At 66.9% G+C, this 16,691-nt stretch carries 12 protein-coding genes; 9 read left to right on the forward strand and 3 right to left on the reverse strand.

The features are described from left to right. Positions 1 to 42: 42 nt before the first annotated feature. Together C7402_RS10570 and C7402_RS10575 are read right to left on the reverse strand one after the other, a co-directional pair. Positions 43 to 1,947, reverse strand: coding sequence for a putative bifunctional diguanylate cyclase/phosphodiesterase (locus C7402_RS10570; protein ID WP_116610609.1), 1,905 nt, complete (start codon positions 1,945 to 1,947; stop codon positions 43 to 45). 20 nt (positions 1,948 to 1,967) lie between these two features. Beyond that, complete coding sequence (locus C7402_RS10575) at positions 1,968 to 2,174, reverse strand: hypothetical protein (protein WP_116610610.1); 207 nt, start codon at positions 2,172 to 2,174, stop codon at positions 1,968 to 1,970. Positions 2,175 to 2,561: 387 nt separating this feature from the next. Here C7402_RS10575 and C7402_RS10585 point away from each other — a divergent pair, with 387 nt between their 5' ends. The 9 genes from C7402_RS10585 to C7402_RS10625 all read left to right on the forward strand — a co-directional run bounded on the left by C7402_RS10585 (position 2,562) and on the right by C7402_RS10625 (position 14,211). Then, positions 2,562 to 4,502 carry a PAS domain S-box protein gene (locus C7402_RS10585; protein WP_116610611.1) on the forward strand — a complete coding sequence of 647 codons (1,941 nt, stop codon included), beginning with the start codon at positions 2,562 to 2,564 and terminating at the stop codon, positions 4,500 to 4,502. Positions 4,503 to 4,822: 320 nt separating this feature from the next. Then, positions 4,823 to 5,764: a MurR/RpiR family transcriptional regulator gene (locus C7402_RS10590; RefSeq protein WP_116610612.1), complete on the forward strand. Its 942-nt coding sequence runs from the start codon at positions 4,823 to 4,825 to the stop codon at positions 5,762 to 5,764. After that, positions 5,761 to 6,768 (forward strand): isoaspartyl peptidase/L-asparaginase family protein, encoded by a 1,008-nt coding sequence (locus tag C7402_RS10595; RefSeq protein WP_112170502.1) that lies wholly within the window; start codon positions 5,761 to 5,763, stop codon positions 6,766 to 6,768. Before C7402_RS10590 ends, C7402_RS10595 begins: the two co-directional genes overlap by 4 nt. A 48-nt stretch (positions 6,769 to 6,816) precedes the next feature. Beyond that, the gene (locus C7402_RS10600) at positions 6,817 to 8,763 is read left to right on the forward strand and encodes a dipeptide ABC transporter ATP-binding protein (protein ID WP_116610613.1); all 1,947 of its coding nucleotides are present in this window, start codon (positions 6,817 to 6,819) and stop codon (positions 8,761 to 8,763) included. 95 nt (positions 8,764 to 8,858) lie between these two features. Then, positions 8,859 to 10,412 (forward strand): glutathione ABC transporter substrate-binding protein GsiB, encoded by a 1,554-nt coding sequence (gene gsiB / locus C7402_RS10605; RefSeq protein WP_116610614.1) that lies wholly within the window; start codon positions 8,859 to 8,861, stop codon positions 10,410 to 10,412. A gap of 74 nt (positions 10,413 to 10,486) precedes the next feature. Continuing rightward, positions 10,487 to 11,407 (forward strand): glutathione ABC transporter permease GsiC, encoded by a 921-nt coding sequence (gene gsiC, locus C7402_RS10610; RefSeq protein WP_116610615.1) that lies wholly within the window; start codon positions 10,487 to 10,489, stop codon positions 11,405 to 11,407. A 7-nt stretch (positions 11,408 to 11,414) separates the two neighbouring features. Beyond that, the gene (gene gsiD, locus C7402_RS10615) at positions 11,415 to 12,308 is read left to right on the forward strand and encodes a glutathione ABC transporter permease GsiD (RefSeq protein WP_116610616.1); all 894 of its coding nucleotides are present in this window, start codon (positions 11,415 to 11,417) and stop codon (positions 12,306 to 12,308) included. Next, positions 12,305 to 13,381: a DmpA family aminopeptidase gene (locus C7402_RS10620; RefSeq protein ID WP_116610617.1), complete on the forward strand. Its 1,077-nt coding sequence runs from the start codon at positions 12,305 to 12,307 to the stop codon at positions 13,379 to 13,381. Before gsiD ends, C7402_RS10620 begins: the two co-directional genes overlap by 4 nt. Then, complete coding sequence (locus tag C7402_RS10625; RefSeq protein ID WP_116610618.1) at positions 13,378 to 14,211, forward strand: M55 family metallopeptidase; 834 nt, start codon at positions 13,378 to 13,380, stop codon at positions 14,209 to 14,211. Before C7402_RS10620 ends, C7402_RS10625 begins: the two co-directional genes overlap by 4 nt. A 107-nt stretch (positions 14,212 to 14,318) precedes the next feature. Here C7402_RS10625 and glgX read toward each other — a convergent pair whose 3' ends face one another. Further along, on the reverse strand, positions 14,319 to 16,496 hold the full coding sequence (gene glgX / locus C7402_RS10630) for a glycogen debranching protein GlgX (protein ID WP_116610619.1): 2,178 nt from the start codon (positions 16,494 to 16,496) through the stop codon (positions 14,319 to 14,321). Positions 16,497 to 16,691 lie beyond the last annotated feature (195 nt).

Consider the following 16,691-nt stretch of genomic DNA (forward strand, 5'->3'; position numbering starts at 1 on the left):
ATGTCTACCTTCTCTTTCTCAAAGTCCTGCGGGTCAATCGGTTCAGCGCGGCCGCACGAGGCATTGCAGGCGCGCCTCGTTCGCGGCGCGGTCGACGTCGAGCAAGGCGTCGATTTCGCGCGCCGCCATCGCCTTGCCGAAGAAGTAGCCCTGCGCGTAGTCGCAGCCCTTGGCGGCGAGCGTGCGCGCGAGCTCCGCCGTTTCCACGCCTTCGGCGACCGTGGTCATGCCGAGGCTGGAGGAGAGCGCGATGATCGCGTCGACGATCTTGGCGCTTTCGTTGCACGATGTCATGGAGAGCACGAACGAGCGGTCGATCTTCAGCTTGTCGACCTTCAGCTCGCGCAGGTGCTGCAAGCTCGAATAGCCGGTGCCGAAGTCGTCCAGCGACATGCGCAGGCCCGCGCGGCGGAAATCCTCCAGCACCGCGCGTGCGATGTCGAAATCGCCCATGAGCGCCGACTCCGTGATCTCGATCTCCAGGCGCTCGGGCGGCATGCCTTCGTCGGCGAGGATCGTGAGGAGCAGCGCCGCGAGTTGCGTGTCCTTGAACTGCGCGGGCGAGAGATTGAGCGCCAGGTGATAGCGCGCGGGCCAGCACAGTGCGTCGCGACAGGCGCGCCGCAGGATCGACGCCGTGAATGCGGGCGAGATGCCCATCTGCTCGATGAGCGGCACGAACACGTCGGGCGGGATCCAGCCGCGCTGGTCGTGGTGCCAGCGCGCGAGAATCTCGAAGCCCGTGGTCTGGCCGTCGGCGAGGCGCACGAGCGGCTGGTAGAACGGCCGGATCTCGCCGCCCGCGAGCGCGCGGCGCAGGTCGGTTTCGAGCGTGGCTTGCAGGCGCAGCTCGTCGTCCATCTTCTGCTCGAAAAAGCGGTAAGTGCCCTTGCCCTCGCACTTGGCGCGATACATGGCGATGTCGGCGGCGCGCAGCAGCGCGTCGGGGTCGCCGCCGTCGCGCGGGCAGCATGCAATGCCAATGCTCGCGTCCACGTTGATGCGCACCTTGCCGATGTCGATGGGCGCGCGGGTGGCGGCCAGCAGGCGCTGCGCCAGCTCGCTCGCGGCTTCCACGTGGTCGTCGCGATGCACGCGCGCGAGCACGGCGAACTCGTCGCCGCCCAGGCGCGCAACCGTGTCGCCGTCGCGCACCACGCGGCGCAGACGCACCGCGATCTCGCACAGCACGGTGTCGCCCGCGGCGTGGCCGTGCAGGTCGTTCACGGGCTTGAAACGGTCGAGGTCGATCACGAACACGAGGTAGTCGGGCGAGCGCAGCTGCGTGCGCTCCAGCGCCGCGCTCATCTCGGCCGCGAGCAGGCGCCGGTTGGGCAGGCCGGTGAGCGGGTCGTGGCGCGCGAGCGCTTGCGCATGGGCCTCGGCGGCGCGCGTGGCCTCGTGGGCGATCTTCAATTCATGCGACGTTTCGCATAACGTAGCGAACGCGTGCGCCATCGCGCCGATCTCGTCGGTACGCCGCATGTTCGGCAACGCACGCATGTCCTCGCCATGCGCGAGCCGCACGAGCGAATCGGTCAGCGTTTGCAGCGGGCGCAGCAGGGTGCGCTCCAGGTGGCGCAGCAACGCAAGCCCGAAGGCGAGCGTCGCGAAGGCGATGGCGAAGGCGGCTTCGATCGTGTGGCGAATGCGCAGGCGTGCACGCCCGGCTCGCGCATGCAATGGCCCGGCGGCGAGTTCGGGCGGCGAGACACGGGTGCGCGGCGCTTCGTTGGCGAAGGTGTCAGACGTCTTGCCCAACGTGGCCTCCACGCGCTCGAAGGCGTGATCGAACGCGATCAACTGCCCCGCGAGCAGCGTGGTTTGCATGGTGAACAGCGCGAAGAACAGGCCGATGTAAAGCTTCGTGCGCGCACGGATCGAGGCGCGCAATGCGGCGGGCACGCGGCCATACCAGGGGAGCGCCGCTGCGGTTTCCGGAGTCATGGTGCAGGTTCCGTGTGGCGTCAGAGCCGGCGCGTGCGCGACTGCGCCGCAAGGCGGCGCACCGCGTAATGGCGTGCCGTGACAGCGGGCGTGTGGTGTGCCGGTGCGCGCCGGGCGCGCGGCGCGGCGCTCGTGCGTTCGCAGGTGCCGCGTCCCGCGGCAATGCGCGCCGCCGTGGCGATACGAGTGGACGGCTTCAGTCCCAGGGTTTGCGAAGGGGTTCTCATGATGGCTTGGAACGGGTGGAGCTTTGCCCTCTTTACGGCGGCGCAAAAGCGTTGCTGAAGTCGTCAGGCATCTTTTTTTTGAGGGTTTGATCGATTGCGCCACGGAGTGCGCGACGGCTTGGGAAGCGCGTGAATCAGCCGGTTAAAAACGGCCTATATTTCGGATGCCGAAAGAATAGAAGAACGAAAGGGAATTCGAAGTAATTCAGGGTATGATGCGCGCTGCCCGCACAGGGGGCAGGCCGGCGGCCAATGAGCGTGGCCGCGGCATCCACACCGAACGTTCGTGCCTTTCAGTTTTCACCATGCGCTGCCGTTAACCAGCCAAGGCGCGCCGGGTGCGGGAAGCGCCGCGCAATCGTTTTCCGTTCTGGCGAGACCCACGCGATGATCACTGCTCCGCTTCCTCTGGATGAGGACGCCCGCCTTCGGGCGTTGCGGCAACTCGACATACTCGACACCGATCCCGAGGAGGCGTTCGACCGCATCGCGCGGCTCGCCGCCTTTGCATTCGCCATGCCGATCGTGCTGGTCTCGCTCGTCGACGAAGAGCGCCAGTGGTTCAAGTCGCACCACGGGCTCGCGGCCTGCGAAACGCCGCGCAGCGTGTCGTTCTGCGCGCACGCCGTGCTCAGCAAGCGCTTGCTCGTGGTGGAAGACGCGCTCGACGACGAGCGCTTTCTCGACAATCCGCTCGTGACGGGCGCGCCGAATATCCGCTTTTATGCAGGCTCGCCGCTGTGCCTCGCCGACGGCCAGGTGGTCGGCACGCTCTGTCTGATCGACGCGAAACCGCGCGCCTTCGACGACGCCCAGGCGGCCATGCTGGCCGAGTTCGCGTTGCTCGTGGAGCGCGAGCTGGAATTGCGCCGGCAACTGATCCGCTCGCGCACGGAGCACGAGCGCGACCGCCGCTCGCTCGCCATCAGCGAGGCGCGCTTTCGCACCGTGTTCCAGCAAACGCCGATCGGCAAGGCCGTGGTCGATCTCGACGGCCGCTTTCTCGACGTGAACCAGAAGTTCACGCAGATCATCGGCTACGAGGAAAGCGAGCTGCGCAAGCTCACGTTCGCCTCGGTCACGCACCCGGCCGATGTCGCGGCCGACCTGACCCACGTGGCGGAACTGCTGGCGGGCCGCCAGGCGTCGTACGCCATGGAAAAGCGTTACCTGCGCCCGGACGGCACGTCCGTGTGGGTCAATCTCGCCGTCTCGCTCGTGCGCGATGTGTCGGGCGCGCCGCTGCATTTCATCGCGGCCGTGCAGGACATCAGCAGCCGCAAAAAGAGCGAGGAGGCGCTGCGCAACTATCACGTGGAGCTCGAAGAGCGCGTGCGCGAGCGCACGGCGGAACTGCGCCGCAGCCGCGACGCCTTGCAGACCATTACCGACAATTTGCCCGCGCTGATCGCCGTGGTCGATCGCAACCTGTGCTACCAGTTCAACAACCAGGCGTTCCAGCGCGTGTTCGCCGCCGCGCCCGCCACGCTGCGCGGGCGCAGCCTGCGCGAAACGCTGCGCCCGGACGTGTTCGAGCAGTTGCAGCCGCTCTTCGCGCGCGCGCTCGCCGGCGAGCGCGTGACCTGTGATGACGTGCGCTATGCGGTGGACGCCGAGCGCGTGTGGCAGGCCACTTATATTCCGGTCGAGCGCGACGGCCAGGTAACCGGCTTCTACGTGATGTCGCACGACGTGACCGAGCAGCGCCGCACCGAGCAGCGCCTGCGCGAGAGCGCGCTCGTCGACCCGCTCACCGGGCTTGCGAACCGGCGCGCATTGCAGGACGCGCTCACGGACCTGCGCTCGGGCGAGGACCCGTTCGCGCTTTTCTTCATCGACATGGACGGCTTCAAGGACATCAACGACCGCTATGGCCACGACACCGGCGACGCCTTGCTCAAGGAGGTCGCGAGCCGGCTCACGGCCACGGTGCGTGCGGGCGACGTGGTGAGCCGGCTGGGCGGCGACGAGTTCGTCGTGGCGAGCCAGGGCGTGAGCGACGCGCGCACCGGCGAGCGTATTGCGGCGGCCATTTGCCGAGAGGTGTCGAAGCCGTTCGAGGTGGCGGGGCGCGTGGTGGAGACGAGCGCGAGCGTGGGCGTCGTGCTTGCCGGGGCGACCGGAGCGGCGGGCGTTGCGGGCGCAACGAGCGCATCGAGCGCATCGAGCGCGGGGCTCTCGCTCGAGGCGGAGGGCCGGGCGCTCGCCGACGACCCGCTGTGTCTCGCCGACGCCGCGATGTACGAGGCCAAGCGCGCCGGTCGCAACACGTGGCGCGTGGCGCCGGGGGCGGACGAACTGGCGCCGGTGGCGTCGGCCGGGGCCTGATGGCTCGCGCGAAAGACCGCTAGCGCAATGCTGGCGGCAATCCCGGCTCGCTCTGTCTTGCCGGGAATCCACGTTGCATGGCCTCGCTCCGAGGCGATGCTTCTCCAGCGGCTTCTGCCGCCTTCTCCTTCCAGGATCACGTAAAAGCTGCGGGACGGCGCGCATCATGCGTCGTCGCGTGCGTGCCTGTGCGCGTTCTGGCTAATCCAAGTCCGAATTTCGCCCGAATAGGGTAAACCCCCGGCGCGATGAAAATTAATTTTCACTAAGATCCGGTCATGTAAGTTAATTTACGCATTCACCTCACCGCAACCCGCCGCATGACAACCCGTCCGTCACCTCACGACACTCCCGAAGCGGAGATCGTCGCGCGCATCAACGCCGCGCTGCCCGAACTCACGCCGGGCCACCGGCGCATGGCCGAATACGTGCTCGCCAACCTGTTCCATGCGGCGACCATGCGTATCGACGAACTGGCCAACGCGGTGGGCGCTTCGGTGGCCACGGCCAACCGCTTTGCGCGCGCGCTCGGCTTCGACGGCTATCCGCAGTTTCGCGAGGCGCTCGTGCGTGGCTTCGAGGCCACGCTTGCACCGGTGGAGCGCTTGCGCACGGCGCAGGAGTCGCCCACGAGCGGCGCGGACCTGTTCGGCGCGTCGCTCGAGCAGGCCGAGCTGAATCTGCGCCTGTCGCGCCAGTCGATCGACAGCACTGCGGCCGCGGCGGCCGTGGACGCGATTCTCTCGGCGCGCCGCGTGTTCGTGATCGGCTCCGGCACGAGCGCGTTTCTCGCCGGGCTGATGGAAAACGCGCTGCTGCCGTATCTGGACAACGTCCAGGCGCTGCCCTCGATGGGCGGCGCGACGCACTCGGCGCGGCGGCTCTTTGGCGCGAACCAGGACGACCTCGTGATCGGCATTGCGTTTCCGCGCTACGTGGACGACACCATCAAGCTCTCGCGCCACGCCGCGAACCAGGGCGCGCGCGTGCTCGCGCTGACCGACAGCATCGACTCGCCGCTCGCGCGCTTTGCGGACCTCACGCTGCTGATTCGCGCCGAACGCCGTCTTGCCGCGAACTCCGAGGCCGCCGTGCTGGCCGTAATCGAAGCGCTCTGCGACGCCGTGGCGTTGCGCGCGAAGCATTCCGTCGAGGCCGCGGCGGCCATTACCGAAGCGGTGCTGCCCTGGCTCAGCTCCACTTCGGCGCAAGCGGGCGTTACGCCTTCGACTCCGTCTTCCTCAACGAAAAAGAAGTCATGAAATCCAACGCAGTCATTGCCATTCACGGCGGCGCGGGCACGATCGTGCGCGCTTCGATGGCGCCCGAAATCGAAGCGCGCTATCTCGAAGCGCTGAACGACATCCTCGCGGCGGGTCAGCGCGTGCTGGCGCAAGGCGGCAGCGCGCTCGACGCCGTGGAGGAGGCCGTGCGCCTGCTCGAAGACTGCGCGTTCTTCAACGCGGGCCACGGTGCCGTTTTCACGGCCGCGGGCACGCACGAACTGGACGCCTCGATCATGGACGGCCGCACGCTCGAAGCGGGCGCGGTGTGCTGCGTGAAGCGCGTGCGCAATCCCGTGGTGGCGGCGCGCCGCGTGCTTGAAAAGAGCGAACACGTGCTGTTCACGGGCGAAGGCGCGGAAGCCTTCGCGGCGGCGCAGGGGCTCGAATTCGTCGAACCCGGCTATTTCCATACCGACGCACGCTACCGCCAGTGGCAGCTCGCACGCACTGAAGCACGCGCAATGCTCGACCACGACGGCGCGACGCTCGAAGCGAACATGGCCGCACAGTCGCCCGAGGCCGCCGGGCAAGACAGCCTGCCGCACGAGCCGATCGATCCGAACCGCAAGTACGGCACGGTGGGCGCGGTGGCGCTCGACGCTCACGGGCATCTCGCGGCGGCGACCTCCACGGGCGGCATCACGAACAAGCAGGTGGGCCGCGTGGGCGACGCGCCGCTGATCGGCGCGGGCTGCTATGCCGACGACGCGACGTGCGCCGTGTCCACCACCGGCTCGGGCGAAATGTTCATGCGCATGGTCGCGGCCTACGACGTGGCCGCGCAAATGAAATATCGCGGTGTTTCGCTCTCCGAAGCGGCTACGAATGTCGTGATGGAGCAATTGCCCCGCATCGACGGCCGTGGCGGTCTGGTCGCCGTGGATGCGCAAGGCAATGTCGTCCTGCCGTTCAATACCGAAGGCATGTATCGCGGCTACGCGCGCGTGGGCGAAGCCCCCGTCGCGTCGATCTATCGCTGAGCGGCGCATTCATTTTGCGCTATAAACGAAGGAATCCTCATCGTGCAGATGTCGTCGATCTCTCTTGATACCGCGCATGCCGCGACGTCGGCACACAAGGCGGCCGTCGCATTGCCGTCGAACCGCGTGATCGACGTACGCGATCTGTGCGTGTCGTTCAAGCGCGGCTCGGGCACGTTCGAAGCCGTGCGCAATCTGTCGTTCCATGTCGATCGCGGCGAAACGCTCGCCATCGTCGGCGAGTCGGGCTCGGGCAAATCGGTGACGTCGCTTGCGCTCATGCGCCTCGTCGAACATGGCGGCGGGCGTGTCGCGGGCGGCAGCATCGAACTGCGCCGCCGCAACGGCAATGTGCTCGACCTCACGCGGGCGAGCGCATCGGCCATGCGCTCGGTGCGTGGCGCGGACATCGCCATGATCTTCCAGGAGCCGATGACCTCGCTGAACCCCGTGTTCACCGTGGGCAACCAGATCAGCGAGGCGATTGCGCTGCACCAGCAGATGGGCGGCAGCGAGGCGCGCGCGCAAACGCTGCGTCTGCTCGATCTCGTGCGCATTCCCGAGGCGCGCCGCGTGATGGACCGCTTCCCGCATCAGCTTTCGGGCGGCATGCGCCAGCGCGTGATGATCGCCATGGCGCTGTCGTGCAAGCCCGCGCTGCTGATCGCCGACGAACCGACCACGGCGCTCGACGTGACGATCCAGGCGCAGATCCTGCAACTGATTCGCGGCCTCCAGGAAGAGATGGACATGGGCGTGGTGTTCATCACGCACGACATGGGGGTGGTGGCCGAAGTGGCGGACCGCATTCTCGTGATGTACCACGGCGAAAAGGTCGAGGAGGGCGCAGCCGACACGCTGTTCGCCGCGCCTTCGCATTGCTATACGCAGGCGTTGCTGGCGGCCGTGCCCAAGCTCGGTGCGATGCGGGGCACCGATCTGCCCGAGAAGTTTCCGCTGTTGTCGGTGCGCGAAGGGGCGAACGCGAACGGTAGCGCCGCGCGCAACGCACCAGCGAATCTGGCAGCGAAGGTACCCACCAACGCGCCTGACGCGAGTGCGCCGCCCATCCTGAGCGTGCGCGATCTCGTCACGCGTTTTCCCGTGCGCAGCGGAATGTTCGGCAAACTCACGGGCCGCGTGCATGCGGTCGAAAAGGTGAGCTTCGACCTGCGCGCCGGGGAAACGCTCGCGCTCGTGGGCGAGTCCGGCTGCGGTAAATCCACCACGGGCCGCTCGCTGCTGCGCCTCGTGGAAAGCCAGAGCGGCACGATCGAGTTCGGCGGCACGAACATCAGCGCGCTTACGGGCCCCGCGTTGCAGGCGCTGCGCCGCGATATCCAGTTCATCTTCCAGGACCCGTTCGCCTCGCTCAATCCGCGCCTCACGGTGGGCTTTTCCATCATGGAGCCGCTGCTCGTGCACGGCATCGCCAAAGGGGCCGAGGCACAGGCACGAGTGGAATGGCTGCTCGATCGCGTGGGGCTGCCGAAGTCGGCGGCGCGCCGCTATCCGCACGAGTTCTCGGGCGGCCAGCGGCAGCGCATTGCCATTGCACGCGCGCTGTCGATGAACCCGAAGGTCGTGATCGCCGACGAATCGGTTTCGGCGCTGGACGTTTCAGTGCAGGCGCAGATCGTCAACCTCATGCTCGACCTGCAACGCGAGCTGGGCGTGGCCTACCTCTTCATCTCGCACGACATGGCCGTGGTGGAGCGCGTGAGCCATCGCGTCGCGGTGATGTACCTGGGACAGATCGTCGAGATCGGGCCGCGCCGCGCCGTGTTCGAGAACCCGCAGCACGCGTACACGAAAAAGCTCATGGGCGCGGTGCCGATTGCCGACCCGGCGCGCCGCCATGCAAAACGCGTGCTCGCCGCCGACGAACTGCCCAGCCCCATTCGCGCGCCCGGCGACGAGCCCCAGGTATTGCCGTTGGTGGCAGTGGGCCCCGATCACTTCGTCGCGAAGCATCGGGTGGGCGGCGCGTACTGAAACCGCTTTGCGGCGGGCAACGCCGCGCAACCGCTTGTTAACTGGCTGAACCATTTCGCCGAACCGGCAGATTCATTGCTTTGGAGACCTGATTGATGAAAGAAGTCAAAACGTGGATGAAAGGCAGTGCGCTCGCGCTTGCCATGCTGGCCGCCGCGAGTGGGGCGACCGTCGCGCAGGCGGCGCCGCAGCGCGCCGTGATGGCGGTCGACTCGACCTTCTCGACGCTCGACCCGTACGACGCCAACGACACGCTTTCGCAGGCCGTGTCGAAATCGTTCTACCAGGGCCTGTTCGGCTTCGACAAGGACCTGAAGCTCATCAACGTGCTGGCCACGAGCTACGACGTGAGCGCGGACGGCCTCGTCTACACGTTCAAGCTGCGGCAGGGCGTGAAGTTCCAGGACGGCACCGACTTCAACGCGGCGGCCGTGAAGGCCAACTTCGACCGCGTGACGGACCCGGCGAATCACCTGAAGCGCTACAACATGTTCCGCCGCATCGCGAAGACGGACGTGGTCGATCCGTACACGGTGAAGGTCACGCTCAATGCGCCGTTCTCGGCCTTCGTGAACGTGCTCGCGCATCCTTCGGCCGTGATGATCTCGCCCACGGCCATGAAGAAGTGGGGCAAGGATATCGGCTTCCATCCGGTGGGCACGGGCCCGTTCGCGTTCGTGAAGTGGGACCCGGCGGGCGACCTCGTCGTGCACAAGTTCGACGGCTACTGGAAGAAGGGCTACCCGAAGATCGACGAGATCGACTGGAAGCCCGTGGCCGACAACAACACGCGCGCCGCGCTCATGCGCACCGGCGAAGCGGACTTTGCGTTCCGCATTCCGTTCGAGCAGGCGAGCGCCTTCCAGTCGAACCCGAAGGTCGACCTGATCGCCACACCCTCGATCATTCAGCGCTACATCAGCCTGAACACCACGAAGAAGCCGTTCGACAATCCGCTCGTGCGCCAGGCGCTCAACTACGCGATCAACAAGGACGCGCTCGCGAAGGTGGCGTTCTCGGGCTATGCGCTGCCTTCGGACGGCGTGCTGCCCCAGGGCGTGGACTACTCGGTCAAGCTCGGCCCGTGGCCTTACGATCCCGCCAAGGCGCGCGACCTGCTCAAGCAGGCCGGCTACCCGAACGGCTTCGAAACGACGCTGTGGTCCGCGTATAACAACTCGACCGCGCAAAAGGCCATTCAGTTCGTGCAGCAGCAACTCGCGCAGGTGGGTGTGAAGGCCAACGTCGAAGCGCTGGAAACGGGCCAGGCCGTGGCGCGCGTGGAAAGCGCGCAGGACCCGGAAAAGGCGGGCGTGCGCATGTACTACATCGGCTGGTCGTCGTCGACGGGCGAAGCGGATTGGGGCATCTCGCCGCTGCTCGCCACCGCCTCGTGGCCGCCCAAGCTGATGAACACGGCGTACTACAAGAACCCGGCCGTGGACGAGGACCTCTCGAAGGCGCTCGAAACCACGGACCGCGCGCAAAAGACGGCGCTCTACACCGACGCGCAAAAACGCATCTGGGCCGACGCGCCGTGGGTTTTCCTCGTCAAGGAGAAGATCGTCTACGCACGCAGCAAGCGCCTTGCCGGCGCGTATGTCGCGCCCGACGGCTCGTTCAACTTCGAGGACATCTCGATCCGCTAATGCGTAACGTACCGTACCACGCCGCTTCCATGCGGCGCGGCGCGGTACGCACGCCCCGATGCAGTCACGCGCTCATGCTGAATTTCCTTGTCAAACGCTCGCTGGGTCTCCTGCCGACGCTTTTCATCGTCGCGATCCTGGTGTTCCTGTTCGTGCATCTGCTGCCGGGCGACCCGGCGCGCCTCGCGGCCGGCCCAGAAGCGGACGACGCCACGGTTGCGCTCGTGCGCGCCGACCTGGGACTCGACCAGTCGCTGCCGCAGCAGTTCGTCCACTTCTTCGTGCGCATCGCCCACGGCGACTTCGGCGTCTCGATGCGCAGCAAGCGCCCCGTGATCACCGAAATCGGCGAGCGCTTCATGCCCACGCTGCTGCTCACTCTCACCAGCATGGTCTGGGCAGTGGTGTTCGGCATGGCGATCGGCATTGTCTCGGCCGTGTGGCGCAACCGCTGGCCCGACCGCATCGGCATGGCGCTCGCCGTGTCGGGTATTTCGTTTCCGGCCTTCGCGCTCGGCATGGCGCTCATGGAACTGTTCTCGGTGTACCTGGGCTGGCTGCCGGTGGTGAGCGACGGCACGTGGCGCAGTTACGTGCTGCCGTCCATCACGCTCGGCGCCGCGGTGGCGGCGGTGATGGCGCGCTTCACGCGGGCTTCGTTCGTCGAAGTGCTGCACGAGGACTTCGTGCGCACGGCGCGCGCCAAGGGCGTGGCCGAGCAATGGGTGGTCATCAAGCACTGCCTGCGCAACGCGATGATTCCCGTCGTCACGATGATGGGCCTGCAATTCGGTTTTCTGCTGGGCGGCTCGATCGTCGTGGAAGTGGTGTTCAACTGGCCGGGGCTCGGACGCCTGCTCGTCGATTCGGTGGCGATGCGCGACTACCCCGTGATCCAGGCCGAAGTGCTGCTGTTCTCGTTCGAGTTCATCGTCATCAATCTGATCGTGGACGTGCTGTACGCGGTCATCAATCCGACCATTCGATTCAGGTGAGCCCGTCATGAGCACGACCCTAAACGTTGACGCCCGCGCCCAGGACGAGGCGATCCGCACGCCGTGGCGCGAATTCTGGCGCAAGTTCCGCAAGCAGCACGTCGCGCTCGGCGCGGGCGCATTCGTGCTGCTGCTCGTGGTGATCGCGGTGTTCGCCCCGCACCTCACGCCCTACGATCCGGAAAATTACTTCGACTACGACGCCCTCAATGCGGGGCCATCGGCAGCACACTGGTTCGGCGTGGACGCGCTCGGCCGCGACATCTTCAGCCGCATTCTGGCGGGCACGCGCATTTCGCTCGCGGCGGGCTTTCTTTCGGTGGCGCTGGGCGCCGTGGTCGGCACGTTCTTCGGGCTGCTCGCCGGCTACTACGAGGGCTGGTGGGATCGCGTCACCATGCGTGTGGCCGACGTGCTGTTCGCATTCCCAGGCATTCTGCTCGCCATCGGCGTGGTGGCGATACTTGGCAACGGCATGAGCAACGTGATTTGCGCGGTGGCGGTGTTCAGCATCCCGGCCTTCGCGCGCCTCGTGCGCGGCAACACGCTCATGCTCAAGCATCTCACCTATGTGGAGGCGGCGCGCAGCATCGGCGCATCGGACTGGACCATCATCATGCGGCATATCCTGCCGGGCACGGTGTCGTCTGTGATCGTGTATCTGACCATGCGTATCGGCACCTCGATCATCACGGCGGCGAGCCTCTCGTTCATCGGCCTCGGTGCGCAGCCGCCCACGCCCGAGTGGGGCGCCATGCTCAACGAGGCGCGCGCGGACATGGTCACCGCGCCGCATATCGCGCTGTTCCCGAGCCTCGCCATCTTCCTCACGGTGCTCGCGTTCAATCTGCTCGGCGATGGCCTGCGCGACGCACTCGACCCGAAACTGGACCGCGCATGAACGTGAATCATGGACATGGCGCGCCGCACATCGGCACCTTGCCGCGCGGCGCAACAGGAACGATTGCCGATGTCGGCGGCGTGCGCGTCGGGCATTGCACGCTCGACGCGGGCAGCGTGCAAACGGGCGTGTCGGTGCTGCTGCCGCATGCGGGCGATCTCTTTCGCGAGAAAGTGCCGGCCGCCGCTGCGGTGATCAACGGCTTCGGCAAGAGCATCGGACTCATGCAGCTCGAAGAACTCGGCGTGCTCGAAACGCCGATCGCGCTCACCAACACCTTCGGCGTGGGCGTGCTCGCGCAGGCGCAGATTCGCGCGGCGGTCGCGGCGAATCCGACAATCGGGCGCGCGCTGCCTACGGTCAACCCGCTCGTGTTCGAATGCAATGACGGCTATCTGAACGATATCCAGGCGTTCTCGATCACCGAGGCGCATTATCGCGCGGCATGCGAAGCCGCGAGCGTGGATTTCGCGAGCGGCAGCGTGGGCGCGGGGCGCGGCATGTCGAGCTTCGATCTGAAGGGCGGCATCGGCACGGCTTCGCGCGTGGTGCAGGCAGCGCTTGCGCCGTACACGGTGGGCGCGCTCGTGCTGGCCAACTTCGGCCGCTTGCCGATGCTCACGATCGACGGCGCGCCGGTCGGCCGCACGCTCGCGGCGCGCGCGGCGTCCAGCCGTGCGGCGCAGGAACCCGAGAAGGGGTCGATCATCATGCTGATCGCCGTCGATGCGCCGCTCGACGCGCGGCAGTTGCGCCGCGTGGCGACGCGCGCGGCGGCGGGCCTGGCGCGCACGGGCTCGGTGTACGGACATGGCAGCGGCGATATCGCCCTGGCCTTCAGCACCGCCTACACGCTGGCTCACGACGCGCCGGTTCACGCATTGCCGCCCCTGCTCGCGGACTCGCAACTCGACCCGCTGTTTCAGGCGGCCGCGGATTGCGTCGAACAGGCGATCCTCGACGCCTTGTGGAGCGCGAGCAGCGTGACGGGGCGCGACGGCCATGCGCGGCTCGCGCTGCGCGAAGCGGCGCCCGACCTCGCCGACCTGCTGGCGGGAGGCGCGCGGCCGTGAAAGTCCTGATCTCCGTGGATATCGAAGGCATAGGCGGCGTGTTCAGCGTGCAGCAAACGCGCGCGGGCAATCCCGAGTACGAACGGGCCCGCCGCTGGATGACGCTGGAGGCGAACGCGGCCGTGGAGGGCGCGTTCGACGGTGGCGCGAGCGAGGTGTGGGTCAACGACTCGCATGGCGGCTACAACAATCTGCTGATCGACGAACTCGATGCGCGCACCCGCGTGATTCTCGGCAAGCCGCGCACGCTGGGCATGATGGCGGGGCTGGAGCAGGCGCCCGCGCTCGTGTTCATGATCGGCTATCACGCCATGGCGAAAAGCCGCGGCATGCTCGCGCACACGATCAACAGCTTCGCGTTTGCGCGCGTGCTCGTGGACGGCGTGGAGATCGGCGAGGCCGGGCTGTGTGGCGCACTTGCACAGGAGTACGGAGCGAGTGTGGCGCTGCTGAGCGGCGACGACGTGTTCGAGCGCGAAACGCAGCCCGCCTTTCCCGAGGCGAAGTTCGTGGTCGTGAAGCGCGCCGGCGGACAGGCGAGCGGCGACATGCTGACGCCGGCGGCGAGCCGCGAGCGCATCCGTGAGGCGGCGCGCGAGGCCGTGGCGCAGGCCGCGCGCGACGGTGCGTGGCGCGACCGCGGGTGCGCGCCGCCGCGAGAGCGCGTGTGCGAATTGCATACGCAAACTAGCGCGCTGGCCGATCTGTTCGCCCAATGGCCGGGCGTGGAGCGCGTGGCGGGTTGCGCGATCCGCTTCGTCGCGCCGACTGCCGAGCATCTCGTGCGCACGCTCAACAGTTTGTCGGCGATGTCGGCCGTGTTGAGGTGAGGGGCGCGAGCGTTGCGCTGGAAGTGCAACTAACCGCCTGTCCCGACAAACGCTGCCAGACGCAGTGGCGTCAAAGCCGCCGCTGCGGCAGGTAAAGCACATCGCTTTCAGCCCGTGAGATTTTCCTCCAGCCGCTGGAACACGCGCTGCGTCGCGCCGCGCGCGTGCAGCGCGAACAACAGCAACGAGCGGCCCGTCACCTGATAGATGTCACCGGCCTCGAACTCCGGCAACTCGTCGCGCACGGGCATGTTCGTGTCGATCAGGCAACTCCACTGATCGTTGCCCGGCACCGAGGGCAGCGTGAAATCCACCACGTCGTGATAGGCGTTGAGCACGATGAGCATGGTCGCGTCGGAGGCGAGACGCATGATGCCGCTCGTCTGCGACCGGCCATCGATCAGCATGCCGAAGCAACGCATGGCAGTGTCGTCCCATTGCCCGCTTTCGAGCGGCACGCCCGCGGGCGAGAGCCATTCGACATCGGTCACGTCGAGCGTGGTATTGTGCTCGCCGATCAGAAAACGATTGCGCCGCAGCACCGGCAGCGCATGGCGCAGCGTGGTGAGCTTGCGCACGAACTCGGCGAGGGCGCGGCCCGATTCGTCGATGCCCTCCCAGTCCACCCAGCTCACCTCGTTGTCCTGGCAATACGCGTTATTGTTGCCACGCTGCGTGCGGCCGAATTCGTCGCCGGCCAGCAGCATCGGCGTGCCCTGCGAAAGCAGGAGCGTCGCGAGGAAGTTGCGTTTCTGGCGCTCGCGCAGCGCGTGGATTTCAGGGGCGTCCGTGGGGCCTTCCACGCCGCAGTTCCATGAGAGGTTGTCGCCGTGGCCGTCGCGGTTGTCTTCGCCGTTGGCTTCGTTGTGGCGCTCGTTGTACGAAACGAGATCGTGCAGCGTGAAGCCGTCGTGGGCGGTCACGAAATTCACGCTCGACCACGGCCGCCGCCCGCGCCGGTTGAAGCTGTCGCCCGAGGCGCACAGCCGCGTGGCGAGATCGGGCGCCTTGCCTTCGTCGCCTTTCCACCAGGCGCGCACGGTGTCGCGAAAGCGGTCGTTCCATTCCATCCAGCCGGGCGGGAAGCCGCCCACCTGGTAGCCGCCCGGCCCGCAATCCCACGGCTCGGCAATCAGCTTCACGCTCGACAGAATCGGGTCCTGGCGGCAACTGTCGAGAAAGCCGCCGCCTTCGTCAAAGCCATAGGGCTCGCGCCCGAGGATCGTCGCGAGGTCGAAGCGAAAGCCGTCCACGCCCATTTCCAGCACCCAGTAGCGCAGGCTGTCGGTGACCATCTGGAGCACGCGCGGGTGGGAGAGATTGAGCGTGTTGCCCGTGCCGGTGTCGTTGATGTAGTAGCGCCGGTCGTCGGGCAGCCGGTAGTACGACGCGTTGTCGATGCCGCGAAACGAGAGCGTGGGGCCCAGTTCGCTGCCTTCGGCCGTGTGGTTGTAGACCACGTCGAGAATCACTTCGAGCCCGGCCTGGTGGAAGCGGTCCACCATGTTCTTGAATTCGTCGATCGAGCCGTGCGCGCCCACCGAGTAACGCGGATCGGGCGCGAAGAAGCCGATCGTGTTGTAGCCCCAGTAGTTCGACAGGCCGCGTTCGAGCAGGTGCGAGTCGTTCACGAAGGTATGCACGGGCAGCAACTCGACGGACGTCACGCCCAAGCCGCGAATATGTTCGAGCACGGGCGTCTGCGCGAGGCCCGCGAAAGTGCCGCGTTCTTCGGGCGGCACGTCCGGATGGCGGATCGTGTAGCCGCGCACGTGCGTCTCGTAGACGATCGTGCGCTCGCGCGCCACGCGCTCGCGCAGCGGGTGGTGCCAGGCGAAGGTCTGATCGACCACGCGGCAGCGCGGCACGTAGCGTGCGCTGTCACGCGTGTCGAAAGAGAGGTCGCCATCGGGGCTGCCGATCGTGTAGCCGAATACGGCGGGATGCCAGCGCATCGCGCCTACGTGCGCTTTGGCATAGGGATCGAGCAGCAGCTTGTTCGCGTTGAAGCGCTGGCCGGCCTGTGGATCGTAGGGGCCATGCACGCGATAGCCGTAGATCGCGCCCGGTTCGAGTTCGGGCAGGTAGACGTGCCAGACCTCGTCGGTGTACTCGGGCAGGTCGATGCGTTCGACCTCGCGCACGCCGTTCTTGTCGAAGAGGCACAACTCGACTTTCGTGGCGTTGGCCGAAAAGAGCGCGAAATTCACGCCGCGCCCGTTCCAGGTGGCGCCAAGCGGATACGGCTGTCCTTCAACGATGCGGGTTGTGGTTTTCTTCTTCATGGGCTCGATTGCTCGCGAAGGCGTGAGTGACATTGAAGCAAGCTTCGAGCCTATGTCGTGAAACCGGGCGTGGTGGCGGCTGAGCGGAAGGGGCGGGGAAAGAGCGCGGCCCGATGCGCGGGGCCTGGCGGCATGTTTTACGTCGCCCTGAGCGGCGCGTGGAAGGCGCCGTGTGACGCGGCGCGCGGCAAGAAG

The organism is Paraburkholderia unamae, assembly GCF_003096875.1.
GTDB classification, from domain to species: Bacteria; Pseudomonadota; Gammaproteobacteria; order Burkholderiales; family Burkholderiaceae; genus Paraburkholderia; species Paraburkholderia unamae.